This window comes from Bradyrhizobium sp. UFLA05-112, from assembly GCF_053572325.1.
Window position 1 is genome coordinate 1 of record NZ_JBANBK010000105.1, and the last position, 25689, is coordinate 25689.

Consider the following 25689-nt stretch of genomic DNA (forward strand, 5'->3'; position numbering starts at 1 on the left):
GATGCGCAGTTCAAGCAGTACGAATAACTCTAACAGAGAGGCGTGCTTGTTGATCGAACCACGTGCTTGTAAAGGATACCACCATGGGTGAAGTGATTAGCGAGCGACGAAAAATGCAGGCTTTCGAAGCCTTAGAATCAAACGTCCGCTCGTACTCGCGCTCGTTCCCCGCTATTTTCAGCCGAGCGCTCGGCTCGATTATGATGACTGAAGGTGGTCGAAAAGTCATTGACTTCCTCTCCGGTGCTGGAACGCTGAACTACGGGCACAACAATCACCAGATCAAAGCTGCTCTTACTGAGTATCTAGCATCGGACGCCGTAGTCCACGGACTTGACATGGCCACTCCTGCAAAGCTCGAATTTATGGAGGCTTTCAGCTCCGTCATACTTCGAGGGCGGGATCTGAAGTATCGCCTGCAATTCACGGGGCCAACAGGTGCTAATGCTATCGAGGCAGCTCTAAAGCTCTCACGCAAAGTCACAGCACGTCAAAATGTTATTTCGTTCACCCATGGATATCATGGCATGAGTTTAGGGGCGGTTGCCGCGAGCGGTAATCGTTTCTATCGTGCAGCCAGCGGCGTTTCTTTGTCGGGCGTAACTTTCATGCCCTATGATGGCTATCTTGGACCGGCTGTTAACACCGCCGATTATTTGCGAAATGTATTGATGGATGAGAGCAGTGGCATTGATCGTCCAGCTGCCGTTCTCGTCGAAACTGTCCAGGGGGAGGGTGGTATAAACGTAGCTTGCAAGAAATGGTTGCAATCAATTCAGAGCATAGCAAAGAATGTTGGCGCGTTTTTCATAGTTGATGATATTCAGATGGGCTGTGGTCGCACGGGCGAATTCTTTAGCTTCGAGTTTGCTGAGTTAACGCCAGATGTTGTTGTGCTGTCGAAATCGCTAAGTGGGTACGGTCTGCCATTATCGATGGTGTTGATCAAAGAGGGGCTCGACGCATGGCGGCCCGGAGAGCACACAGGCACGTTTCGAGGAAATAACCTTGCACTTGTATCTGCAACCGCAGCTATAAATATTTATTGGCGCAGCCAGACTTTTTCGCGCGGGATTCAGCACAAGGGAGAACTTATGCGGGGTCGACTCGAGGCCATTGCCTCCGAGTATGGAAATAATTTTGCTGTCCGAGGGAGGGGCATGGTGTTTGGGTTTGACTGCCAAGTGGCTGAAATCGCGGGGGCTACGACACGCAAGGCATTTGAGAAGGGATTGATTCTCGAGCGATGTGGGCCTGATGATCAGGTTATCAAATTCCTGCCTGCGCTTACGATCGATTCTGAGACGCTAAATCAAGGTCTTGACATATTTGAGGAGTCTTTGGCCGAAACTCTGAAGCAGACTAGATCGGCCGTGACTTGACCTCCGCTGTTCACCCAGACAAGTGCGCGCTGACCTGAACCCCGCAATCTCCTCCAAATGGGTAGGCACAACAAGGTGCGGGCAATGCGCCGCTTACGAAGAAGCTGCTGGCGGAGGCGATGCTCGACAACGCCATGCTCAAGGACGTCGCAGCAAAAAGATGGCACGCCCGCCGCTAGGCGTGAGGCCGTCGCTCACCTTCAGATCGCCTATGAGGTCAGCGAGCGGCGGGCGTGTTCGGCGCCTGGCACCGATCGCGCTTCGGTGCGGTATCGGAGCATCAAACGAGGCGGCAATGCGGACACGGCTGCGCGCTCTGGCGTCCGTTCGCCCACGGTTCGGCTATCGCAGGTTGCACATCCTGCTCAGGCAAAGGCATTGTCATGAATCACAAGAAGCTTCGTCGCCTTTATCGTGAGGAACGGCTGCAGGTGCGTCGTCGCGGCGGCCGCACGCGGGAATAAGGAGTCCGATGCCCCTGCCGCAAGGCCCCAACCAACGCTGGAGCCTCGACTTCCTCTCCGACGCGATGACGATGGCCGTCGTTTCCGCATCTTGGCCATCGTCGATGACTTCACGCGCGAATTTCTGGCGCCGGCCGCTGATACGTTTCTGCCAGGCTTGCGGGTCGCGCGCGATCTCGACGCCGTGATCGCAATCCGCGGCCGTCCAGCGATGATTGTTTCCGACAACGGCACTGAGCTGGCCAGCATGGCCATGCTGCACTGGTCACAGGAACGACAGGTGGAATGACAGTACATTGACCCCGGTAAGCCGCAGCAGAATGCCTTCGTCGAAAGCTTCAATGGCCGCCTACGCGATGAGCTCTTGAACGAAACGCTGTTCAGCTCTCTCGCCCATGCCCGCCAAGTGTTGTCGTTCTGGAAAGACGACTACAACACCGTTCGACCGCATAGCGGTGCCGGCAATCTCACGCCAGCCGCAGCGCTCCCGATACGCAAACGTGGCGGGACGCTGCGCTACGTCGGGGCTCCGCGCCCGTCCCATTGCTGGATGTAAGAAAGGGCTCAGGTCACCGAAGGAGGCGCCTTCCGCGCCGACGCCGATCCTTAGAATTCGCCTGCCGGGCTGTCTCACCATCTAAAATCCGTAACCTCGTCGGGGAAGCGGTTGCGATCACAGCAAGAGGCGTTTCGGTGAAAGGCGGACCTTCGTACTCATAGCCCTTGAAGGACGATGCCCGACACGGGTGCGAAACTCGTTGTTTTGGTTGCGCGACATCATCCGCCGCAAGCCGCAGCCCCTATCGCCCCGCTACCGCTCGAGAACGGGCTGAATGCTGGTACGCATCGCTTCCTCAAATATCAAACAAAGTGTCTTACCATAGTAGGTAGTGTCGCGATTCATTGTTAGTGCTCTACTGTTAGCTAGTAACTCGTCGCCTTACGGTTAGCGATGAAAAGGAGGTGCAGTAATGACAAGCGTATTTAATCCGTTGCAAGTCGCGCGCTTCCTTCAAGTATATGATGACGCCGCCGCCCAGAAAGGCATCAGGCTTTCGATAGGATTCGATTTTCATGAATATGTCTCTATCACACGGGCCACTCCTACAAAGGGGCCCACATATCCAAATTTCCGGCCAGATCGCTCGCCAATTAAGTCAGGCGAAGGATATTGGATCATAGGGGTGGACAAGAATAACGATGTCGCTGTTTTAGAGGCTGCTCGACTGTATGATCTTTCGCACAGCAACTTTGCAGAACATCTTCAATCCCTGAAGGCGTTTTACGCCGATCCTACCATACATGCCCATCCTCTCGATCGTTGTACTTGCACGGCACCAAGCGCGAAGAAAATAACTGGGAAAGTAGCCTATCATGGTGATCTTTGGGTTCGCAAAGACTTTAGAGGACAGGGCGTGCCCAAGATCATAGCAGGAATATTGCACGGTGTAACTTTTGCTATGTGGGCTCCTGATTTCTTATGTTCGCTTGTGGCGCGCTGGTCGCTAGAAAAGGGGCTCGTTGCTCGATACGAAATGCTGCATCATGAACCAGGCGGGTCGATATTACAGCTGGTAGAAGAGGATATTGTCGACGACGATTGGTTAATTTGGCTAACTCGCGAGGAGTTGAGAAGCCAAGTTGAGCGTCACGATCGAGCCGAACTCCTTTTAGCTCTGTCTTCTCCGGCGCGGCCGGGCAGGATTTAGGCTTAGTTTGCAGTCGGGGGGATGCTGGTTTTGCGAATTCGACGCTTATCTCATTGCCGGCTCTCTATTTGAAGGCCCCTGAAATCTAGTTGACCTGCTCAGTGAATTTCGTGGCAACCGCGAGATTGGTGTTCGCCCAGTTTTGTGGCTAAGCACAATCAGACGTCAGGCCAAGGGCCTTGGCGGGACGGCCTGACGCCCCCTGGCAAGGAAGTACCCAACCGCGAGCCGCTGCGCCTGGTCGGTATCGTTTTGTTTGCGACAGAGCCAGACGCGTGCTTGTGTGGATGCGTTGTACTTCGACCTTTTGCGACAAACGTTGGTGAGTCGACCGGAGTCTATGTATATCCGAACTTACCTATTCTTCTAGTCTGCCATGGCACGGTCCTTGCTATTCTCTGGGAGCTGTCAAAGCGCTGCGCGCATCGACACGCAATTATAGGTAGGAACAAAAAATTGGCGGCAACGGTCCTGGTGAAAGGAGTATCCGCAATCGCGCATGGGCAACTTGATCTTGAATGCCACGATGAATCTTGATTGCCCGATAGTGCGGCCGCCGGTTAACCGGGGGTTATGCGGCGTTGCCGATCGGCGAATTCCGCGGCATAGAACTGGAGTGGTACGATGGCTTGGCTTGCGCAACGAGATAGAGGCCGTCGCCAACCCGTCCGGGCGCGAAGAGAAGGTTGTGAAGCTCGATACGAACGGCACTGACGTATCGATTGCCTCGGTGTTCGAGATGTGATCCTGCGGAGACGTGGTCTCATAGCGGGTTGTTCGCCCCGATACTACCTAGCAACTGTGCGCGAGCACCGTGCGTCAATGCCTGATATGCAGCACCGCGCTCGCGGTGGCCACAAGCTCACGCCGAGTGGCCGAAGATGTTCGAGAAATCAGCGTGGCCGGTAAAATGGAGTCCTTGATGGGAGTGTTATCGCATCTGCGGATCGTGGAGATCGGTAGCTCGGCCGCAACCAGCTACTGCACGCGCTTGTTTGCTGATTTCGGCGCCGACGTTCAGAAGGTCGAGCCACCAGCAGGCGATCCACTTCGCCGTAGCGCACCACTTACGCCGGGCGGCCAAAGCGCGTGGTTCGCATTCCTTAACTTCAACAAATCAAGCGTCATCATCGATGCGACCAACCCAGACGCCATAACACGGCTGACGGCACTAATTGAGGATTGCGACATTCTGGTCGATGGCCGCGACATTGATCCCGCAGATTGCCCATCCTTTGATGTCGACGCGATCCGGCGACGTCCCGGATTGATCTACCTCGAAGCGAGTTGGTTCGGCCGCGAGGGTCCCTATGCTGGATTCGCCGCGACCGATTCGACTGTACGCGCGCTCGCAGGGCTCATCAAGCTGATTGGACCAACTGAGGGGCCGCCGTTGCACGCACCGGATTTCCAGACGGGTATCCTCGCCGGGCTTTGGGGCTTCATCGCGGCGGCTTCTTCGGCAGTCGCACGAACGCGAGGCGCGGCGGGTCGATCGTGGTCGCTCAACATTTTCGAATCGAGCCTCGCTCTCAGCGAGTATCACCTGTTCGAGGCGTTTTCGCGAGGCGACGTGATGCGCCGGATTGGCGTGAACCGCTTCTGGATGACCTTTCCGGCCGGCATTTACGAAACCAGAAAGGGTTGGGTTGGCGTTACGACAGTCACGCCTGGGCAATGGCGCGCATTCTGCGACATGCTCGGCCTCTCCGAATTGCGTGATCATCCAGCTCTGGTCCTGGCCGCAGATCGTCTGAATCAGGTGGAGCAGATTGAACAGCAGCTTATGCCGAGACTGAAGACGCGGACAGCGCAGGAATGGTTCGCAGAGGGACGGAAGCGCAAGATCCCGATCGTGCCAGTGCCCGAAATATCCGATCTGCTCCAGGACGGGGAGAAGAAGGCGCGGGGCGCAATCGTGCCGATTCGACTCGGCGAAGAAAAGGGCCTGACGGCTGGTTCGATGCAACGGCTAACACTGACGCCGCCCCGCCGAGGCGGAAAAATTCCGGCTCCCGGCGAGCAACAGGGTTTCGCGGATACCCGAAGACGCCTGACTGGCACTGCCTCGGAGTTGGCCAACCGATCCGATGCCGGCGGGCAGCCGCTGCAGGGAATTCGCGTCATCGACTTCTCGATGGGCTGGGCAGGCCCACTATGTACGCGCACACTGGCAGATCTCGGTGCGGATGTCATTAAGATCGAGGCTATCCAGTATCCGGATTGGTGGCGCGGTGTTGACCGGCGAGCCACTTACGTCGACGGCCAGATGTACGAAAAGACGCAGTGCTTCTGTATTATGAACCGCAACAAGCGCGGTATCACACTTGACCTGAGGCGGCCGCGTGGCATCGCCCTTGCAAAGCGACTTCTGGCGGCAGCCGATATTGTGGTCGACAATTATTCGGTCGATGTGCTGCCGAAGCTGGGACTTGGGTACAATGTGCTCAAAGCACTCAATCCTCGGCTCGTCATGATGTCGATGTCAGCCTTTGGTGCGGACAGCGTCCATCGGGCTTGCCGGGCGTACGGCTCGACGCTCGAGCAAGGCTCGGGGTTGCCCGGTGTGGTCGGAAACTCCGATGGGCCGCCCGTCATGAGTCATTCCGCCTTCGGGGATGCCGTTGGTGGGTTGAACGGCTGCGCTGCAGTTCTGGTTGCGCTGGCACACGCCCGCGACACTGGGCACGGACAGTTCATTGATCTTGCGCAGATCGAATGCATGATGCCGTTTTCGGCGCCATGGATCATTGTCCACTCGATCGGCGGTATGCCGCCGCCAAGGTATGGCAATCGACATCCGCAATTCGTGCCGCATGGCTGTTTCCGGTGTGCGGGTGAGGACAACTGGATTGTGGTAGCCGCAAGCGATGCGGACATGTGGCAGAGGCTTGCGCATCTTATTGGCCGGCCAGACTGGGCGATGGATGCATCGTTGAGATCTGCGGAAGCTCGCCGCGGCATCGAGGATGTGATCGAGCGAAGCATCGAAGCTTGGATGCTCACCCGCGATGCGGAGCATGCTATGTCTCAGTTGCAAGCATCAAGGGTTGCGGCCGGCGTCGCCCGCCTGCCAATTGATCTGCTCCGGGATCGGCATCTCAAGTCGCGCGGGTTTCTGCAGGAACTCGACCGCGCGTTCGTTGGATTGCACCCGCAGCCCTCAATGCCCATTCGCGAAGGTGCCGGGCCTTATGCGGTCCACACGGCGGCCCCCACGCTCGGACAACATAACAGAGACGTCTTGTCAGGGCTTCTCGGGCTCTCCGACGCTGAGATCGAACACCTCGAGAGAGAGGGCATCATCGGCACGGTGATGCTCTCCGAAGAGGAGCTCGCAAACCAAGCTCAGGCTGACTAGTCGACGCAATCGCGCAGGTTAATGACGCGGATGACAGATTGGTCACCCGCTGATCAGTGGGGCGCAGCGCTTGCTCGCACTAAACAGCGGTGCACACCACTGACTTAGATTTGTGCGCAAACGGGTGTCCGGTGGCCGTTGTTGCGAATCAAACAAAGCGTCGCCGCCATAGTGCGGATGTCCAAATGAACGTCTTTTCATTAAGCTGCGCGTCTACAATGACCTGCGACGTCCAAAACAGAAAACTTGAATGGGAGTCGCATTACAGAGCATGAAGGCGAAATTATAAGCTTGCAAGCATAGAAGCATAGTGAGATTCTTGGGATCCTACAAGCAAGGCTGAACGGTTCTGGACCCACCGTTGTTACCTGATTCTCTACGATCTCACGTCCAAGATCTCCAACCGGTACCCGTAACTCGATAGCACGAGTAACCTCGTAGGTTGATTGAATATCGGCGACAAAGCAAGCTCGGTCGACCTAAGTATTTTTGCAGTGACAGAAGGTGCCAATCGTCGTCTACCGGCCGGCGAAGCGCGCCCGCACAATGGCTTTTGCTCCAAGCGCATCAAGAACAACAGCGAGAGCAGCTGAGAAAAGGCGGCTGCAAAAAACTCAGAGGAAGCCACCTGCGATCCGCGCGCCGGGTCTGTGAAGGACGGGCCGGGAACATCTCCGCCTAGTCGGCGCCCAGCTGGCCCTAGCGCCTGCCGACGCCAGGTGAACAGTAGGCTTTGAGCCGATCCAAGTCGGCGGGCAACTCCGCTGACCGCCTCACCAGCTTGCAAGATTCTTCGTGGAGACGAACCTTCTCGTCGTAACTCTGCCGGCGCCGACGTTCAGCGCCTAAAACTTTAGCCCGCATTGAGTACATGGTAAGCGCAGTTCATAGGCCACCCGGATGACAGTTTGATCTGCGAGTCTGCGGTCGGTCGCGGTGAGCTTAGAATGGACACAGTACGTAATGCTATCAACGAGCCGGTGCGGCGGCTGGAGGTCTTCACCGGATCTGGTCGTCGGCGGAAGTGGAGCAACGAGGACAAGGCACGGATAGGTTCCGAGATCGTAACGAGTGGTGAGTCGGTCTGTTTGGTAGCCCGGCGGCATCGATTGTCACCGCAGGAATGTTCGGCTGGCGACGTCAAGTTGAGAGAAGCCGTGGACGATCAATCCGGGACGGAAGAAGTACCGTTTGTGCCGGCGGTGGTGGATGCAGCGGCGCCGGCACCTGACTTCAGTCGAGAGCGCAAGGTGATGCGCTGTAAGCCAAGATGGACGCCGGCATCATCGAGATCGAAGTGGATGGCATAGCGATTTGCCGGTCGTGGCGCGGACGCGACGATAATTGCGTCGATCGTGCAGACGCTTAAGGCAATCCGGTGATCGGAGCGCCGAGTGCGGTCAGGTGTTGGTGGCGATCAAACCGGCAGACTTCCGCAAGGGATGGAAGGGCTTGCGACCTTAGTGCGTGCGGCAACCTTGCGGCACACTTACCTCGAATCGAGCTCGTCGCCAACATCGAGGACAAGACCTGTCCTGCTGGGGCGAGTTACACCGGATCGGCGAGGATTAAAGCGAGCGGCTGGACCTGCCGGATCCTTGTTACCTGGCCCCAGATACGCCTGCGGTGCTTGCGAGGACGGCTTCATGCTGGCGCCGGCTCGGCTGATGGAGGATGGATTGCCGACCAAGGCCACCGTCGCCCAGGTTCTGGTCTCCAAATATGCCGATCACCTGCCGCTCTACCTGCAGGCGCCATCTTACGCCCGCCAAGCATTGAGCTCGATCGTTCGACGCTTGCGAACTAGGTGACGCAGGCAGCCTTTCATCTGCTTCCGTTGCATGAGCGTCTCCTTGGCAAGCTCGGTACATGCTTAAGCTCATGTCCTCGAACGACAAGCCTTTAAAATCACAAGGCGGCCACCGCCGGAAACATACGCAAATCGCGACGATACGACCGATCTTGCCTTCATCCGGCGAATCGGCGCTGAGGCCTCACCACAACTGTTCTCTGGCCAGCAGCTCTACAGCGCGAGCTACACCTTCAGGGTTGGAGCTGCTGACCGCGATCGCACAGTTTTCTATGCAGTCGTTAGCAGGATATCCAGCCTCGGTACGGGGCTTGGTGAGTACGGAGCTGTGCGCGGCGTGGCTGGCTATCGGTACCGTCACGGCATTTGCGCTACGCGGAGAGCACATCTGCTCGCTATATCATTGAAATTGCCAGCTCGTCGAACTGGCCCGGCAACAATATCTGCCGGGAACCGCAGCCCAACCGACCCGCTACCGCTCTAGAACAATGCTATGTCGCGCTGTTGAACGCACTGATACACCGTTCCCCAAATAGTCCCCACCAGAGCAGGTAGTATTTAGATCCGTTGTTAGCTGAGATTATCAGTTAGTAAGTGTCCGCGACTCAGCTCATCACGAAAGGTGCAGATCGACAAGCGCATTTAATCCCTTGCAATCGAAGGGCGTACATGATGGCCTAGCCACACTTGCGCTCCTCTGGTTCGAAGCATACGCGGCCACGGAGTACGCATGAAGGCGATCATCAGTAAATCGACCGGGGGGCCCGAAACCCTGGTGCTAGAAGAAGTGGACGATCCCGTGGCTGCCGCCGGTCAGATTGTCGTTCGCATCAAAGCAAGCGGGGTAAACTTTCCGGACACACTGATCATCCAAGATAGGTATCAATTCAAGCCAAAACGGCCATTTTCACCTGGTGCCGAGTTTTCTGGCGTCGTTGAAGGGATTGGTAGCGGTGTATGTTCCTTTCGACCTGGTGATTGCGTCATGGGAGTTTCCAGGTGGGGGGCGATGGCGCAGAAGATTGCCATAGACGCGAGCCGTTGCGTGGCGATGCCGGACAAAATGCCGTTTGACGAAGCCGCCGCGTTCCTGCTCACCTACGGTACGTCCTATTACGCATTGAAAGAGAGGGGTACTCTGAGAAGCGGGGAGACACTCCTTGTGCTTGGAGCAGCCGGCGGCGTTGGCCTTGCGGCAATTGAAATTGGAAAAGCGATGGGCGGTCGCGTTGTGGCTGCTGTATCTACAACTGAGAAAGCGACACTAGTCCGAGAGCGCGGAGCAGACCACGCGGTGATCTACCCGACTGGGCCGTTTGACTCATGCTCCCGCAAAGACGCCGCGCGCGTTCTCAAAGAGGCGTGCTACCCGGACGGCGCTCACGTTGTATGTGATGTCGTTGGTGGTGACTACTCAGAGGCGGCTTTGCGCGCAATAGCTTGGGACGGTCGCTTCCTCGTTGTAGGATTTGCCGCAGGCATTCCACGGATTCCACTCAATCTTCCACTCCTTAAGTCTTGCCAGATTATCGGTGTGTTCTTGGGGCCGTGGCTTGACCGTAATGTTGATCATCTTAGCAGCAGCGCAGGCGAGTTGCTCGAGTGGTATCAAAGTGGCAAGCTGCGCCCCTGCATTTCGACGCGCTTTCCATTGACGAAGGCCGGCGATGCCATTGCCCAGCTGGCCGATCGAAAGGTCATGGGAAAGATCGTCGTCAATATCGACTAGAGGATGTCAAACGCCGCACCGGGGTTGTCAGGAGTTTTATGAACGCGTGCGCGAGAATTGCGGCTCGTCTTCGCGGGGGGTAAAATTAATGACAGCAGATAGATCAGCGCAGCCGGTCCCGCGCTCAGCACCGATTGAAAGGACGTGACGATATGTTGCGCCCATTGTCCCGTAACCGCCAGGACAACAATATTAGGCTATGATGATCTTTCCTCCGCAACAACGGGGCGACGTTTTTGGACGAAGTCGCTTTGGATGCTGTCATGCCGACGCTGCTTAAGATCATTCTAGCTGATCGCGGTGGGGCAGAGCTATCGCATATGGAAATTCCTGAGTCCCTTTCGCGGCTTGGCTTGGTAGTGTGCTTGCGCGAATCGGACGAACTGGGGACTTGGATGGAGAAAAAACGGAATCGGATCGCGAAGGCCGAGCGAGGCTCGTCGAAAGCGCATCTTTGCAAATGTCTGTCGCGCTTGATTTTTCCATATCCAATAGTCTTACGGTAGGCAGGGAGAGTAGGGGCATTCTAAACATCCCAGATTTATGTCGCCCTCTTCATCGAATGGGGTGAGGAATCCCTATGTGCCCCATCAGCCAATCGCCCGAAATTGATGGACGCACTGACATGCCGAGAGATCGGAAGGCAGCTGCCACTGCGGCACTAACGCCAGCTTCGGTTCGAATGAGCATCTGCTGTAGCTTTCGTGGTTTCATATCGAGTTCGTTTCGCGCGTGGCTCCATCCACAATCGTGATAACAGAGAGCCTCCGAGGAAGGTGAAGGCAAAGCATGCGCCGCCGCCACTGATTGGCCGCAGAGATGCTGACGCACTGTCCTATCTTGCACAGGTTCGGAACCGCGACCAAATCGGCGTCCTAGTGAGAGATCAACTTCCATGTTTTCGCCCGCATTAACCCCACCAGTGGATGGTCCCGTAAAAGAGTGAAGTTTTGTTCCCGTTGCACGCAGCAAAGCGTTAGTCGACCTTCTCAATGGCCCGACATATCACTCTCGGCACATCGTACCGGCGATCTGCCGCTAGCGGAAATATAAGCTCTATTTGCTGTGTTAGCTCGATGATGAGTTCTGGGTGATGGCCATTCTCGAACAGCGCGTATTTGAATGCCTCAGCGCGATTCACGAACAAGCCGCCAAAACTACCGTTCTGTTCGCAGGCAACCCAGTTGCCGCGAGGATCCCTGCCGACAAATACGGTCGATGCCGCCGAGCTGGGTGAAAAAGCTTCGAGATGTTTCGTGTTCATTTTTATTCCATGGCTTCCGAAGGAATGATCGTTACTGGACACTTCCCAGCTCAGATAGGTAACGGTCGGTCTCCGCAAGGATCATTCGTCTGCTGCGGTTAGGTGAAGTTCGCAGTAACCGCGACCTTGATGTTCGCTGCTTCGGCGCTGTCGACCGCGTCTTCGCACTCGGGCAGCTGGACTCTTTGCTCCTCAGCGCAGCAATTGGTGTGCCACCATGCATCTGCTGGCCCCTACTGGTAAGAGATATACGCGTGCCTGCCAATTTCCCTGTTGAAAGCGATGCCGAGCTGAGTCCTTTGCAACGTCAGGTTCTTAAATAGATATCGATTGCGCGATACCGTCCAACGAGAGGAGTCTAGCCACCAGTTGTTGGAACAGGTGAGCCCGTCAGTGCGCGCCGGGCGTCATGTTGAAGCCCGGCCGGTTTGCCCGGCGGTGCAACCGAAGGATCTAGTCCAGCTTTTTGCTCCCCGAGTAAGCCGCGGATCGCTTCAATTGCCGCTGTGACGTAGGCGTGAGCCCGCAAAGGTGGATCGCTCCCGTCGTTAGTCAATGCTTGGATCGGGGTCACCAGAGCCTCGTATCTCACGATGTTTCTTGCAGCCCCGAGCAAGTCGGCCGGTAACATTCAAACCGGCTCGGGAAGATGCCGCTCGCCAAAAACATCATTCCCGGTAAACAGCTGTCGCGCAGCGCGAGGTCGGCAGCTCCACGGTGACGGAGTTTACTCGTTGAGAGAGCGCATATTGAAATTTCCGAGGCAGTTGAATCGATCAGCGATGCGCTTGATCGCGTCCACGAGTTGGCTTCACGATGCTGCGTTGCCATTGTAGTAGCCGAGAGGCGAGCGATTATGGCCGGAAGTCAGAAGACCTTTGAAGCCTTCGCTCTCGGCAGCCGCGCCCCAACAGTTAGAGCGAGATGCCGCCAAGAAGCACCTACTCTAGGCCGTCACGCTCCAACTAGCTAACCTATCCGATTCGGTAGCTGCCCAAGCGAGCCTGGTAGTGGTTTAAATTGGCTTGCTGGTCGAGTTGCCCATAGGAGGAATGTTACAGAACCTCAAGCTTGATCCGCTGTTGTCAACGCGCCTCGTCGCGCCCACCGATTTAAACGGACGATCGCTCAATTTGCAGATGGAACGGAGAATGAAATGCAACAGCGGAGCCCGCCCGACAATAATAGCCGACCGGCTGGACATTTTCGGAACACCGCCTATGTAGTGAACAAGAGTCGTCCGTATTTCGACGCAGCTCACGCGGCGGGCCTTATGGCTGTCCAAGGTCGTTCGATGACCGGACGCACCTTTGTTTTGGGTGCTGGCCCTCTCGACAGTCGACCTGAGAGAATTGATTTCGTGCGATGTTCGTACTTGGGACTAGACAATCATCCCGTGATTGTCGCTGGTGCGATTGATGCGATTGAGGCGCATCAATCGTTGCACTGGTCATGCGCTCGTACGCGACTCAATTTTGATCTTTTGGCGCAGCTCGAAATATCTCTGTCGGAGATGTTCTGCGCACGCGTAATCGCCTATTCCACCGTCATGCTCGCCAATTTAGGGGCGATGCCCCTTCTCGCTTCGGGCCAATTGACAGGAGGAATAAAGCCAGTCGTCGCGTTCGACCGTCTTGCTCACATCTCGCTCGCCTATCACAAGCCTGTTGTCGCTGATGAAACCCGGGTGGAAACTATCGCGCACAACGATATCGACGCTCTCGAGCGCTTATGCCGCGAGCATCCAGTAGTCGCCTATGTATGCGATGGTGTTTACTCTATGGGAGGCGGTGCTCCCGTCAAGGCACTGCGTCAGCTTCAGGAGCGCTATGGGCTCTTTCTCTATATCGACGATGCTCACGGCATATCGCTGTTCGGGCGCCAAGGCGAAGGATTTGCTCGCTCTCAGTTTCCGGAGATGTTGGGCGATAGCACGATCATAGTAGCCTCGCTGGGTAAGGGATTCGGCGCGTCGGGCGGCATGGTGATGCTCGGAACGGCGGACCATGAGGCTCTGTTTCGACGGTACTCTATACCCTATGCATTTTCAGTGGCTCCCAATCTAGCGGCGGTTGGTGCCGCGCTTGGCTCGTGTAAAATTCATCGGTCGCCAGAACTTGCCGAACGGCAGCTGCGGTTGGCGCAACGGATCAAGATCTTTGACTATCGTGTCGCAACCGGTCAGCAAGGCAGTTCGTTTCCGATTAGAATGATCGCAATCGGTTCGGAATCCAAAGCGATTGCAGTCGCAAGAGAGCTTCTCGATGCTGGCTTCTATACTTCGGTGACCTTCTTCCCTACAGTTGAGCAGGGAAGAGCCGGGATTCGGGTGTGCATTACGGCCGATCACGAAGTGTGCGATATAGAGCGGCTGTGCGAGTGCATCTTGGAAAGGGTGCCCGACATAGCCGCTGGGCCACGTATGATATCGGCGCTCCCCTGAGGTGATGAGGCGATATAGAGGGATTCATAGACCCCGCCCAATACGAGAAAGTGGTGGTTGCGAAAATGTTCCGATTTCCGAAGTATAGCGCGACCACTCCGAACCGTGATCACGCCCGTGGGCGAGGCGCTTTCGCCACTACTCACAACCGAGGCGCGACACGCAAATCGGTCATCAGGAAACTCTCTACCGCTGATGAAGCCGGCCGAGCACCGCGCTATTACATATTCGATTCTCGCGAACTCAAAGTCGTCGCCCCAGTCTTTAGGGAGCCAGTGCGAGAACCCAGCGGTTTTTGGAGCATACTGCAACGAAACGACGATGCTTTCTCCTCAATCATTGAGTCTATTTACTCGCGTCGCCGTGGGCCCGCTCGCTAAGAACGACCGTTTAAGGATTATGTCGATACAAGCAAAATTGAGTGACCAAAGGAGCCGGCGCGTTGCTTTCGTGACCGGGGGATCACGCGGAATTGGGCTGGAGATTGTCCGCCGTTTCCTGGCCGATGGCTATCAGGTCGCTTTCGTCGCGACAATGCCGGAACACGTAGAGCGAGCACTTGACATTCTCGGCTGCCCGGACGACCGGCTCTGTGCTGAGAGGATCGACGTAACGCTGCCAAGCGAGGTCGGGGGATTTGTGGAGCGAATCAAGGCACGTTGGGCCGAGATAGGGATTCTCGTGAACAATGCAGGCATCTCGCCCAAGCGAGTGGACCAGGATGCGCCGTGGCTCTCGCAAACATCTCTCGAAGAATGGGCGAGGGTCATCGACGTCAATCTCAACGGTCCTTTCATTCTCACCCGCCTATTGGCGCCCGGCATGATTGCGAACGGCTATGGACGCATCATCAACGTCGGGTCGCTCGCGGGCCGTGCTATGCCGTTGATCGCCGGACCGCATTACGCCGCTTCAAAGGCGGGACTAGTCGGCTTCACCCGCGCTGCTGCGCGGGATCTCGCTCCGCACGGGATTACGGTCAACTGTATCTCTCCTGGTCGGATTCTCAGTGATCTGAGTGGTCCACCTGAGGCCGCAGTTAACCGCTCCGCTCTCGGCAGGATTCCGGTCGGCCGGTTTGGAACTGCTGAAGAGGTAGCGCATGTCGCAGCCTTTCTGGCCTCTCCGATGGCAGGCTTTATCACCGGTGCAACAATCGACATCACGGGCGGGGAGTTCGCCGCCTAGGCCCATGCATATCAATTTCTTGATCGAGCTCGGCGCCAAACTTAACGACAAGGAAGACAACGGCACTGCCTAGTGCCTGAAGTTGCCGGCCGAGTAGCTGCCGAGTAGGCAGTTAGCCAATGTCGGGGCGGAAGCTTGATACTGACACGCGGAGTCAGCGCTTCCCAAAAGGTAGTGAAAGCAAGTATTCCTCACCAGAGTAGGTAGTGTTTCTATCGATCGTTAGTGCCTACCATCAGTCGACAACTCGCCATATAGAATATGATGCGGCTAATCGGAGGCGACCGGCATGGTTCGCTACGCGCGCAGCGGCGGCACGATGACGCTACAACAAACACCGCCGAACAACGGAGTGCCAGTTGCGGCGGACGCGCCGGAGAGCGGCAGTGAGCGGCGTTGCTACATTTTGCTTGAGGTCGCATTGACTTACCGAGCGAATCGTTGGGCGCAGGATCATGCAAGGCGAAGTTCGATGGCCAGGAAGGAAAGGCACATGTTCAACTGGTGCTTTTCTGGGACAGGTAAGCGTCGCGATGTTCAGATCGATTCGATCTCGCTCCAGAGAAATGGCCGCGTTCTGGAGATGGCGCGAATAGGGGCCCCCGAATGAGTGTTTTCGGCGAGAAGTGGCGCGCGCTCGGCCCACTAAGCAAATGGCAAATAGCTCGATGAGCACATCATGAACCGCGGGGGCAGACTCTAGTATGGCGGCAATCGCAAGTGTTGGGCAGAAGTCCAAGAACAGCTTTGCCCGGGCGCGGCTGGTTTTTCCTGACGGCACGTCCCGAGTAACCGTGGAGCGGGATCCGGAGCCGCTCTATATCGAACGCGGAGAGGGCAGCTACCTGGTCGATGTCGACGGCCGCCGCTTTCTCGACCTCAATTGCAACTTCACGGCATTAATCCATGGCCATGCCTTCGCACCAGTCGTGGAAGCGTTAACCCATCAACTCCAACGCGGCAGCTGCTTCGCAAACCCGACGGAAAGCGAGATCGAGCTCGCCGAACTACTTTGCGGTCGCATTCCGCAGGTTGATCGTGTTCGCTTCGTCAATACCGGGACTGAGGCCGTTCTCTTTGCGATCAAGGCGGCGCGAGCCTTTACCGGATGTTCGAAGATTGCAAAACTCGAGGGGGCCTATCATGGTGCCTATGACTGGGTCGAGGTCAGTCAAGCGGCGACACCGGAGAATTGGGGGGACGCCTTTGCACCTAATTCTACGGCCTTTTATCGCGGGATGCCCGCTAGCGTGCTGGATGAAGTAGTTGTGCTCCGCTTCAACGATGTTCAGGGCGTACGCCGATTGTTGCAATTGCATGCGCACGATCTTGCCGCCGTCATTTTGGATCCGATGCCAAGCCGCGGTGGTCTAGTAGCGCCGAAGCCTGAATTTATTGCTGCGGTTCAAGAAACCGCCCGCAGGAACGGTATTCTTGTGATTGCAGATGAGGTCCTGAATCTAAGGCAAAGTTTCCAAGGTGCTTCTGCCCGCTATGGCCTTGTTCCGGACCTCGTCGCGATGGGCAAGATTATCGGAGGCGGCTTACCGATTGGAGCAATCGGCGGCCGCGAGGAGGTGATGAGGGTCTTCGATGCCTCAGCGGGTCGGCCACTGCTTCCTCAAGGCGGCACATTCTCTGCCAATCCTCTATCCATGATCGCGGGCCTTGCCTACATGCGGTATCTCGACCATGCGGCTTTTGCAAACCTGGAGATCATTGGAAACATTGTCCGGGACGGGATTGGTCACGCAATCTCAACCTGGAACGCGCCCCTGTGCGTGACCGGCGCCGCCTCGCTGTTTCGCATCCATCCGCGGCTAAAATTCCCGAATGACTATCGCGAGATCTTTCCCACGCCTGCCGGCGCAGCTCTAATGAAGCAGGTCACGCGTTTCTTTAAGAAGAATGGCATTATCTTGCCGCATGGCGCCGCCGCCTCAATCTCGACACCGATGACTCGAGCCGACGCAAAGCTCATTATAGATGTGTTCGCAGGCTTTCTCGACACCCATCAAGACATGCTGGACCAGTTAGAAATGCGCAAACGACCGAAGTAACGGACTCCGCAATGTATCGTCCGCGTCTTTGTCGAGCAGAAGAACGGTGCGGTGGTCCGCCGAATGGTTGGCTAAAGTGCTCCGTCTAGGACCGAGCGCGACATCGGTGCGCTCGAAATGCCCAACAGTTGTGCGACCGGCTTCTTTCGCTCTCCTGGCTCGGGAGCAAAATAGATGAGGCAACAATAGGTCTATCGGGAACATCGCTACATGTGGGAATACGCACTCTCACTTTGATTGGCGGACTGCACCCGACGGCGTTCCGACGCGCGAGGTAAATCTAACCACAGCCGTTGCATCGCGCCGGGCGATCTTGGCTTACGAGATCAAACTTCAGTTTAGCCACTGACCTTGCCCCACGGGCTTAATCCAGTTTGAAGTTCGTTCTGGCCCCACGCGAGGACCAGAGCATGAAGCGCAGCCGCTTTTCGGAAGAGCAGATCATCGGGATTTTGAAGGAGCACGAGGCTGGCGTTTCAGTTGCCGATCTGTGCCGGAAGCACGGTGTCAGTGACGCCAGTATCTACAAATGGAAAGCCAAGTTTGGCGGGATGGAGGTCTCGGAGGCCAAGCGGCTGAAGACGCTGGAGGATGAGAACACGCGGCTGAAGCGGCTGTTGGCCGACGCCATGCTGGACAACGCGGCGCTGAAGGACCTGTTGGGAAAGAAGTGGTGACGCCCGCGGCCAAGCGGAAAGCTGTCGCGCATCTCATGGATGCCCACGGGATGAGCGAACGGCGGGCGTGTAAAGCCATCGGCTATTGCCGCATGACCGTCAGATACCAGACGACCCGGGCGGATGATGCCGCCCTGCGTCAACGCATGAGGGCGATCGCCCAGGAGCGCCGTCGCTTCGGCTATCGGCGCCTGCATGTTTTGCTCAAGCGAGAGGGCTATCTGGTCAACCACAAGAAGCTCTTCCGGCTCTACCGGGAAGAGAAGCTCGCAGTGCAGCGGCGCCGCGCCGCAGCGGCGCCGTGGCGGCCGCAAGCGAGCAATTGGGACCAGGGCCCCGATGATGGTGCCGATGGCCCCCAACGATCGCTGGTCGCTTGACTTCGTATCGGACCAGCTCACCGATGGCCGCCGCTTCCGCATCCTGACCGTGGTCGACGACTGCACCCGCGAGTGTCTGGCGCTGGTGGCCGACACCTCGCTCTCCGGCACCCGGGTGGCGCGGGAACTGGACCGGCTACTGATTGAGCGCAGCAAGCCGAAAATGGTGGTCAGCGACAACGGCAGCGAGCTCACCAGCAACGCCATCCTGACCTGGGCCGATCAGAGCCGCGTGGCATGGCACTACATCGCGCCGGGTAAGCCCATGCAGAACGCCTTCATCGAGAGCTTCAACGGCCGGCTGCGGGATGAACTATTGAATGAGACGCTGTTCACGTCGCTGGCCCAGGCCCGCATCGCGCTCGGATGTTGGCGGGCCGATTACAATCCTGCATCACAACACCCATCTGTCTATGTGGTTGAAGGAAAGAGATTTTGCTGATCGGGATGCGATCCCGTGGGGTATTTTGGATTTTGGCGCGCGCGTTCTGCGATTGCTTGTGCGGTTGATGCCGAGAGATCGGTACGGGCAAAGATCCAAGGGCCTTCGGACAAGGGATGGACGGCGGCGATCTCGCCGGCCTCCGCCGCCAGTCTGAGGGTTTTGGGCGTGATCTTGAGAAGCCGCGCGGCGTTGCTGAGATTGAGCCATGGCTCGATCCCGTCATCAGCAGGTTTGAACACCGGAATGCGGTGATGCGAGCGCAGCGATGTGACGCGCTCCCGCGTCCAGCGGTTGCCGTGACCAGTGACAAGGCCATTCCTATTGAGTGTGCCGGCGATGAGATCGTCATTGGCGATCAGCACCAACTGGCGGACGGCCGTGATCACATCGGCTGAGGCGCTGTTGCGCTGGCCGCGCCGGCGCTTGGGCAAACGGATCTGGCTATGCACGCCACCGATCCAGTGGACGATCAACACGATCTCCCCTGCCTCCTGATCGATGTCGGTGACTACCTCCTGGATGAGCGTGCGCACGATGCGCTTCTTCAGGCGCGCGTCGGTCGTTGGAGCCGCCCAAACGGTTTTGAGGTCCTTGGCGAGTGCGGCAAGCGCTGCCGGGGCGATGGCTGGCATCGGCATGGCTGCACCATGCGTCGCGATCTTGCTCTCGACCTCCGCTACGCGAGCGAGAGCCTTGTTCCAGCGAACCTCCAGTTCGCCAGCAACCAGCCTGTTGGCGGGATCCGTGGCGTCGTACTGACGGAAGGCGCGATCAGCCGCATAGTGCGCCGCTTCAAGGTCGCGCAGAAGTGCCTCGCGCACCTGATCGCGCCGTTGACCGGCTTGCCTCTCGGCGGCGACCGCGGCCGTGATGGCGCCGGGGCCTACCACGCCGAGAAGCGCTTCCTCGATGGCATCGTCGACGCGTAGGCCGCCGAAGGCGATGCATTGCGGCTCGCCATTATCCATCCAGGCACGGCTGCAGCTATAACGCGGGATGCCATGCTTTGCGCCGGTATATCGAAGCGTCAGCTTGCGACCGCAGCGGCGGCATCGGATTATGCCGGCCAGTAGAGCGTCGCCATGTTTGGCGGCACCATGATGACTGCTGGTGGGAACGTTGCTGCTGACCATCGTCCTGATCGCCTCGGCCTTCTCCCAACTGATGTAGCCCTCGTGGGCATTTGGCATCAGCGCCAGCCAGTCGCTGCGCGCTTTGCGGCGGATCTTCACGCCGACACCGTTGGCTCCATAGCCTGCCGCAACCGCAGTCCTACCATAGGCATAGGCGCCGCCGTAGATGGGGTTCTCGATCATCCGGTGGATAGTGGAATAGCTCGGCCGCCGCCAGGCCACATCGCCATTGTTCTGCTTCACTGGCAACGCGAGATCGTGCTCGTGAAACCAGAGCAAGGCTTGGCGGGCGCTGCCCAGTTCCTGAACCTTGTCGAAGACGAGTGTAATGGCATCCTGCACGCGACGGTCCGGGTCCTTTTCGTAGCGATCGCCGGCCTTCACAAAGCCTACCGGTGCCGCCACAACCAGTTCGCCGCGGCGCGCCTTCTCGTAACGCGCCGAGAGCGAACGCTGGCGCAACAGGTCAAGCTCGTACTCGTTCAGGCTGCCCTTCAAGCCGAGCAGCAGCCGGTCGTTGCCGTGGCGCGGCGCATAGACGGTCTCCTGATCGACCAGCACCGTATCGACCACGCGGCACATTTCGATCAGTTGCTGCCAGTCGCGACTGTTGCGGGCAAAGCGGGAGACCTCGCGTGCACAGACGGCGCCAACCTTGCCGAGGCACACCTCCGCGACCATCCGCTCGAAGCCAGCACGCTGAACCGAGCCGGCCGCCGAGCGGCCGAGATCGTCGTCGATCACCTCGATCTGCGACCAGCCCAGCGCTGACAGCCGATCCCGCATGGCATATTGCAGCGCGCTGCTCTCCCTGTTGTGCAACACCTGATGGGCTGACGACTGCCGCACATAGAGCAGTGCTTTGCGCTCCAGATGATGGGGACGAATCTTGTCAGAAATCATGACCGTCCTCCGTCGTCACGGCCGCCTTGCTGTTGTCCGCGTGCTCCAGGATCAACTGCGCCATCAGGTTGGTCAGCGTGCCTTGCACTTCTGCCGGCAGCTCTGGCCAAGCCGGCACTCCGATGACGCCACTGGACCGGCCGCTTGCGAACAGGTCCATTTGCGACGCCTGACGCCGCTGATCCTGCCTGTGCCGGCTCCGCTGTGAAGGCGGCCGTTGCGCCATTGTCGTGGTCTTGCCTGACATGGGCCTCTCCTCGATTCGGATCGTGAGAGGTCATGATTGCGCCAGAAAGCAAGGCGTTCGATGACGCGGTGCGCGCCTTCAGCACATCCGACAGAAGGCCCGCTAACACCAACAGCGCCGATGAATCGACATGAGGCGCGGCGGTGACGACCGAATCATCCGAGCAAGCCGCGCGATCGAACATCCAGGCGGGAATCTCAAGCCAACGAGTCGCATCGGAGCCGCTTAGCGTGCAGCGGAAGACAACATCAGTCGTCTTGGCGACCGCCTGGTGGACGAAGACCGACAAACCGAACCATGGATGCCACCGATACAAGAGTTTCGCGACAACTGGTCCCGTGGGTGTTATCAAGCTCGGTTGTACAACGATGCACGACCACACTCGCAGCTCGGATGGAAGACGCCCTCCGAGTTTGCCATCACATGCACACCCGCGACAGGATCTGGCGCTGCGCTATGTCGAGGGCTCCGCGCCAGCTCCCGTCGCTACCACCGCCCAACCCGGCAAATCCAACCGCCAGGGCGAACTCAGGACTGGATAAAATTTGGGGGCAAGGTCACCACACAAAAACGCCCGTCGTAGTCTGGAGTAGCGAAAGAAAAAGACGTGCGAATCAAGGCAGGAGAGTAACGGATTTCTGACAGCTGGCCTCATGAATCCGTTGCTGTTCTTCTAGAGCGAATATCAATTCATCTCGAACGCAAGTTCGTTACATTATAAGAGAGCTCTCGAAACGCGCGGAAGAGAGCGCTTGTGGCGAATGCAGGTACGAGAGGTCGGCCGATAACGCCGCTGGTGCTGAGTGAGCAAGAGTGGGCGTACTTGGAGAGGCAAGTTCGTCGTAATCGTGTTGTCCGGTCGATCTGAGCGGTGCCGCGCGATCGGTGTGCGGATGGCCTGCCAAGCGAGTCCGTGGCTACCGGACTCGGCCTCCATGAGCACACGGTTGGCATGTGGCGCCGTTGATTTTTGAAGGATCGCTGCGATGGTCTGCTTGATGAGGCTCATCCTGGCCGCCCTCGCACCGTCTACGACGATCAGGGTGATCGAATGAACGTTGCGGACGACGCTAGCCGACGCGACGCACTAGGAGGTCCCGACCGCGCTGCGGAAACCGACTTTGTCACACCTCGATCTGCCGAATGTGGGTGGAGTTCGGCTTGCAACCGCACCTAGCCAGACATTCCCCGGCCGAACCGAGCTCTTGTCTCAAGCCGGAGCGCCGTACGCACCGCTATGTGCGGCATGGTACGATTTCGCTGATTGCTGCGCTCGATGTTGCCTCGGGATTCAGCATTGACAAATGCTACAAGCGCCACCCACAGAGTTAAAATCAAAGCGTGGCTCGCCCGCTGGACGCATTATCCTGTCCACTTTACGCCGACTTCTGCCTCATGGATCAACCAAGTCGAGCGCCGGCTCGCTGAACTCATCCCAGGCAGATCCAGCGAGGCGTTAAAATGGACCGAGTTCGCGGACAGAATCTGGACTCGGTCAAACGATTCTGCCACCGCGCCCAGCGGACTCTATGTGGCGAAGTGTGGGGCCGCGTGACTAGCCAACCGTTCTAACTCATTTGCACTTCCGCCAAAATGCAACTCGTTGGCGCCAGGAAAATAGAGGCAATTTTCGTAATCGATTAGGACAAATCGAAACAGGGCCGCTGTGCTTTGAAACCTCACGAGAAGTTTCACGAGAGTCTTGGCGGAATCGGAAAGCGCACAAGCACGGTCAATGATGATTACGTGCCTCTCGTTTCGTTCCCAGGCACATCCAATCAGAAACTCTGCCAGTTCCACGAGCAGCTTCTTCCGATCTTCGTGCTTGTGTAAGCGTGTGCGTTCCCCCTTGATTGACATGTTGGTCAGGCCGTCAGGGACGTTGAAGGGGACATCGGCCATGAGAAGGAATAGCCTATGTAAGGATTGCTGAATGGTTTCGATTAGCTGTGGTTTGTTTTCAGCAGCCCATGTTAGTTCCGCGTCGATGAGCACTTGCAGACCCGCGAGATGCCCCCCCGTGCGCCAGTCACTGCCGTCCGTGATCGATAAGCTTGAATTGAAATTCGGGCTTGAATTGAAATTCGACAATGCGATCTTGATCGCCGGCGCTGGGGCCGTTCCTGGTTCAGTCCTCACGATCGTCATTGCATTAGCTTTTACGGACGTCGTGATGGCCGAAGCAGTACGCAGCTGAATGAAACTGAGCATTCTATTCTCCTGGATCTCTCGGAAAGGGGTGACCTCCGCCGAGCGTCGTTCGCTGTACTTTCCCAGAGCGGGCATTCAATTGCCTGTCGAGCCTTGACGTTACTTTATACCGTATGATGGTGGCTTCAGTCGACAATTGTCCTTATCCCGCTCCGTTTCTTGCTAGCGCGCGGGAAGGCCAACGCCAGAATAGAGGCTGGTCGGAGAAAGTCGAAACTGAATATTTCTACAGTTAGTCAAAAGCGATTGGTCCGTCTCTCTGTGAAAAGAGCACCGCCGTGAGCACCCGATTGATGCCGTGCGGCCATCTCTAATGGGCGATTTGAAGGCCGGCATCCTCCAAATGCCATCAGGCGGGAGTTTTCTAAAGCGAAGTCGCTGTGAGAACGTGACGAGTCGACCGATCTCAATTTATCCAGAATAGGAGGATGTGTTCACATCGGTGGTAGAATTGTGATGGGCCAGCCGGCCACTCGAACCGAGATGCCTGTGCGCTGGTCGGCTTGTCGGGACTCGCAATTCGATTCGGCTGGCGCAAAACGTATGGTCTGTCGGAAAGGAAACGCGCCAAACACACCGAGTTGTTCAGACCGTGACATCGCGCCTCTAGAAATCTCGGCAGGTCCCTGCATCGAATTGGCCTGAACTTTGCTCGACCTATGCTGCGATAACTGAGGAGGAGGCTATGCCACTCGACAAACCGCCGCCCATTGTCTTCGACCACGCGAGAATTTGTGTGTCGTTTTACTGCAATCTTCGTTGTAACCACTGCTATGTTCCCAAAGAATATCGATATCAATACAAGAGGTTTTTCGAGCCGTTTCAATTATCCATCGATGAGATGACAGACTTCATCGATTTGCTGGTCGACAAATACTGTCTGAGAAAGGTCTCAGTGACCGGTGGTGAGCCGCTTCTCAAAGTCGTCTATCCACGCTCCGCAGCCGTATTGGCCCATGCGAAAAAACGGGGGCTTCAGGCCCAAATGAACACGGGGGGGTTCGGCCAGGTTGCCATTCCTGACGTGGTCGCGATCTTCGATGATCCTGGGAAGCTGATCTTTCAATTCAGCTTTGACGGCGCAAGGATGGACACGGTGGACCGCTTCCGCGGCAAAGCGGGTGTTTACGAGTCCGCGCTCTGTCAAATGGCTGAGGCAGTCAATTGCGGGGTCTTGGTGCAGGTCAAGATGACCGCCAATCGGCGGAACATCGGTGAAGCGCTGGACGCTTATCGGCTCTTGTCTACGATCGGCATTGACTCGTTCAGGATCCAACCAATGTTGGCCTCAGGTGCCGCCCTTGACAACGAGGAAGCGCTTTTTGGCTCAGCTGCTGAGATTAGAGACCTGCAGGAGGCCCTGATTGCGATGGCTGCGCAGACTCCGGCACGCCTCGAACTGCTGCCGCCGATTTTTGTTGACACGACGGAAGTGCGACCGAACGTTAGATTCAACGAATGCTACTGCGGTATCAGCTCGTTCTACCTCTCAACAAACGGAGACCTGTATCCCTGTCCCTATGTCGTCGGGGATCCAGACAGCCACGAGTTCCGCGTCGGCAACATCCGATCGCCTGGATTCGATCTGGAGACTGCTTGGCGAACCTCTCCGGCGCTGAACAACTATCGCGTGAACAGCGGCTGCGCCCATTGCCCCTCGCAGATAGCGCTTCTGAAGAATATCGAGAATCGTGCGCCAGCCTGCGCATAAACGGCGAGACTTGAACCGTTGCAGTTCGCTAGTTCTCGACAAGGCGCCGTTTCGTCGCGTGCTTGGGCCGAGTCAGCCTCTGGCCAGAGTTGCCTCCGAAGTTCTGACCCAGGCAGAGGCGAGAGAGGCAATCAGAAGATGTAAAAGGTAATAGTACTCGTCAAGCTCGGTCCTCATCTCGGACGTACTCTAATCGAGACTGCATCGCCAACGGGCGAGCATCTGGCGTCCATGTCGCCATTCCGCCAGATCGCTTTGCAGAGCCGCACCTTACCAAGGACGATCGCAGTGGATTGCGGTCCGCGGATACACTTACCACTCGCGTATACCACGAGATCGGCTCCGTTCTTGATCCAGCGGTCAGGAGTTTCTGGCCAAAAAGCCTGCGGCATCAATGAGAAGTGGCATACCGTGCTCGCGCGCAAAGGGCAGGAACGAGATTGGCGACAATGCCGAGGCAGCGTCCATGCAACAGAGCAAGCAGATCATCGCGAGGAGCTATCGCCAAATTTTGGTGACGGCCGGGCCGGTCAGGCGGCGGCGGTTGCGGGCTGACGGTCGATCTGTTTGGC

Annotated in this window: 14 protein-coding genes and 5 pseudogenes; 14 read left to right on the forward strand and 5 right to left on the reverse strand. The window is 57.3% G+C overall.

The window, feature by feature from the left end; all coding sequences use genetic code 11:
- Positions 1 to 113: 113 nt before the first annotated feature.
- From ectB to SO180_RS37170, 4 genes and pseudogenes are all read left to right on the forward strand, one after another.
- Positions 114 to 1382, forward strand: coding sequence for a diaminobutyrate--2-oxoglutarate transaminase (ectB, locus tag SO180_RS37155; RefSeq protein ID WP_449383776.1), 1269 nt, complete (start codon positions 114 to 116; stop codon positions 1380 to 1382).
- Positions 1383 to 1480: 98 nt separating this feature from the next.
- A pseudogene (locus SO180_RS37160) lies at positions 1481 to 2402 on the forward strand (IS3 family transposase); the annotation flags it as partial.
- A 415-nt stretch (positions 2403 to 2817) separates the two neighbouring features.
- The gene (locus SO180_RS37165) at positions 2818 to 3555 is read left to right on the forward strand and encodes a hypothetical protein (RefSeq protein WP_449383763.1); all 738 of its coding nucleotides are present in this window, start codon (positions 2818 to 2820) and stop codon (positions 3553 to 3555) included.
- An 871-nt stretch (positions 3556 to 4426) separates the two neighbouring features.
- Positions 4427 to 6916, forward strand: coding sequence for a CaiB/BaiF CoA transferase family protein (locus tag SO180_RS37170; RefSeq protein WP_449383764.1), 2490 nt, complete (start codon positions 4427 to 4429; stop codon positions 6914 to 6916).
- A gap of 376 nt (positions 6917 to 7292) precedes the next feature.
- On the opposite strand, the gene SO180_RS37175 is transcribed toward SO180_RS37170, so the two are convergent.
- Positions 7293 to 7703: a hypothetical protein gene (locus SO180_RS37175; protein WP_449383765.1), complete on the reverse strand. Its 411-nt coding sequence runs from the start codon at positions 7701 to 7703 to the stop codon at positions 7293 to 7295.
- 684 nt (positions 7704 to 8387) lie between these two features.
- Between SO180_RS37175 and SO180_RS37180 the strand changes: the two are divergent.
- Together SO180_RS37180 and SO180_RS37185 are read left to right on the forward strand one after the other, a co-directional pair.
- Positions 8388 to 8720, forward strand: a pseudogene (locus SO180_RS37180) (IS66 family transposase); the annotation flags it as partial.
- A 736-nt stretch (positions 8721 to 9456) separates the two neighbouring features.
- Complete coding sequence (locus tag SO180_RS37185; RefSeq protein ID WP_449383766.1) at positions 9457 to 10455, forward strand: NADPH:quinone oxidoreductase family protein; 999 nt, start codon at positions 9457 to 9459, stop codon at positions 10453 to 10455.
- 976 nt (positions 10456 to 11431) lie between these two features.
- Here the strand turns inward: SO180_RS37185 and SO180_RS37190 are convergent.
- Complete coding sequence (locus SO180_RS37190; protein WP_449383767.1) at positions 11432 to 11719, reverse strand: hypothetical protein; 288 nt, start codon at positions 11717 to 11719, stop codon at positions 11432 to 11434.
- A gap of 1156 nt (positions 11720 to 12875) precedes the next feature.
- Here SO180_RS37190 and SO180_RS37195 point away from each other — a divergent pair.
- From SO180_RS37195 to SO180_RS37215, 5 genes and pseudogenes are all read left to right on the forward strand, one after another.
- Positions 12876 to 14162, forward strand: coding sequence for an aminotransferase class I/II-fold pyridoxal phosphate-dependent enzyme (locus SO180_RS37195; RefSeq protein ID WP_449383768.1), 1287 nt, complete (start codon positions 12876 to 12878; stop codon positions 14160 to 14162).
- Between the two features lie 321 nt (positions 14163 to 14483).
- Positions 14484 to 15350, forward strand: a complete 867-nt coding sequence (locus SO180_RS37200; RefSeq protein WP_449383769.1) for an SDR family NAD(P)-dependent oxidoreductase — start codon at positions 14484 to 14486, stop codon at positions 15348 to 15350.
- A gap of 289 nt (positions 15351 to 15639) precedes the next feature.
- Positions 15640 to 15960 (forward strand): hypothetical protein, encoded by a 321-nt coding sequence (locus SO180_RS37205; RefSeq protein ID WP_449383770.1) that lies wholly within the window; start codon positions 15640 to 15642, stop codon positions 15958 to 15960.
- A gap of 94 nt (positions 15961 to 16054) precedes the next feature.
- Entirely contained in the window at positions 16055 to 17410 is a 1356-nt protein-coding gene (locus tag SO180_RS37210; protein WP_449383771.1) for an aspartate aminotransferase family protein, read from the forward strand.
- A gap of 410 nt (positions 17411 to 17820) precedes the next feature.
- A pseudogene (locus SO180_RS37215) lies at positions 17821 to 18879 on the forward strand (IS3 family transposase); the annotation flags it as partial.
- Here the strand turns inward: SO180_RS37215 and SO180_RS37220 are convergent.
- The gene (locus SO180_RS37220; protein WP_449383772.1) at positions 18879 to 20948 is read right to left on the reverse strand and encodes a recombinase family protein; all 2070 of its coding nucleotides are present in this window, start codon (positions 20946 to 20948) and stop codon (positions 18879 to 18881) included. The pseudogene SO180_RS37215 and the gene SO180_RS37220 overlap by 1 nt on opposite strands.
- Complete coding sequence (locus SO180_RS37225) at positions 20938 to 21108, reverse strand: hypothetical protein (protein ID WP_449383773.1); 171 nt, start codon at positions 21106 to 21108, stop codon at positions 20938 to 20940. Before SO180_RS37225 ends, SO180_RS37220 begins: the two co-directional genes overlap by 11 nt.
- 430 nt (positions 21109 to 21538) lie before the next feature.
- Here SO180_RS37225 and SO180_RS37230 point away from each other — a divergent pair.
- Together SO180_RS37230 and SO180_RS37235 are read left to right on the forward strand one after the other, a co-directional pair.
- Positions 21539 to 21737, forward strand: a pseudogene (locus tag SO180_RS37230) (IS3 family transposase); the annotation flags it as partial.
- A 212-nt stretch (positions 21738 to 21949) separates the two neighbouring features.
- Positions 21950 to 22767: pseudogene (locus tag SO180_RS37235) on the forward strand (transposase).
- On the opposite strand, the gene SO180_RS37240 reads toward SO180_RS37235, so the two are convergent.
- Positions 22723 to 23406: a hypothetical protein gene (locus tag SO180_RS37240; RefSeq protein WP_449383774.1), complete on the reverse strand. Its 684-nt coding sequence runs from the start codon at positions 23404 to 23406 to the stop codon at positions 22723 to 22725. The pseudogene SO180_RS37235 and the gene SO180_RS37240 overlap by 45 nt on opposite strands.
- Before the next feature lie 685 nt (positions 23407 to 24091).
- On the opposite strand from SO180_RS37240, the gene SO180_RS37245 reads away from it, so the two are divergent.
- Positions 24092 to 25117, forward strand: a complete 1026-nt coding sequence (locus tag SO180_RS37245; protein ID WP_449383775.1) for a radical SAM protein — start codon at positions 24092 to 24094, stop codon at positions 25115 to 25117.
- Positions 25118 to 25689 lie beyond the last annotated feature (572 nt).

Coding starts and splice junctions, on each gene's coding strand:
- SO180_RS37225 (WP_449383773.1), bottom strand. CDS start 21,108: ATGGACCTGTTCGCAAGCGGCCGGTCCAGTGGCGTCATCGGAGTGCCG.
- SO180_RS37200 (WP_449383769.1), top strand. CDS start 14,484: ATGCTTTCTCCTCAATCATTGAGTCTATTTACTCGCGTCGCCGTGGGC.
- SO180_RS37240 (WP_449383774.1), bottom strand. CDS start 23,406: ATGCTCAGTTTCATTCAGCTGCGTACTGCTTCGGCCATCACGACGTCC.
- SO180_RS37195 (WP_449383768.1), top strand. CDS start 12,876: ATGCAACAGCGGAGCCCGCCCGACAATAATAGCCGACCGGCTGGACAT.
- SO180_RS37205 (WP_449383770.1), top strand. CDS start 15,640: ATGGTTCGCTACGCGCGCAGCGGCGGCACGATGACGCTACAACAAACA.
- SO180_RS37165 (WP_449383763.1), top strand. CDS start 2,818: ATGACAAGCGTATTTAATCCGTTGCAAGTCGCGCGCTTCCTTCAAGTA.
- SO180_RS37220 (WP_449383772.1), bottom strand. CDS start 20,948: ATGATTTCTGACAAGATTCGTCCCCATCATCTGGAGCGCAAAGCACTG.
- SO180_RS37210 (WP_449383771.1), top strand. CDS start 16,055: ATGGCGGCAATCGCAAGTGTTGGGCAGAAGTCCAAGAACAGCTTTGCC.
- SO180_RS37190 (WP_449383767.1), bottom strand. CDS start 11,719: ATGAACACGAAACATCTCGAAGCTTTTTCACCCAGCTCGGCGGCATCG.
- SO180_RS37245 (WP_449383775.1), top strand. CDS start 24,092: ATGCCACTCGACAAACCGCCGCCCATTGTCTTCGACCACGCGAGAATT.
- SO180_RS37185 (WP_449383766.1), top strand. CDS start 9,457: ATGAAGGCGATCATCAGTAAATCGACCGGGGGGCCCGAAACCCTGGTG.
- ectB (WP_449383776.1), top strand. CDS start 114: ATGCAGGCTTTCGAAGCCTTAGAATCAAACGTCCGCTCGTACTCGCGC.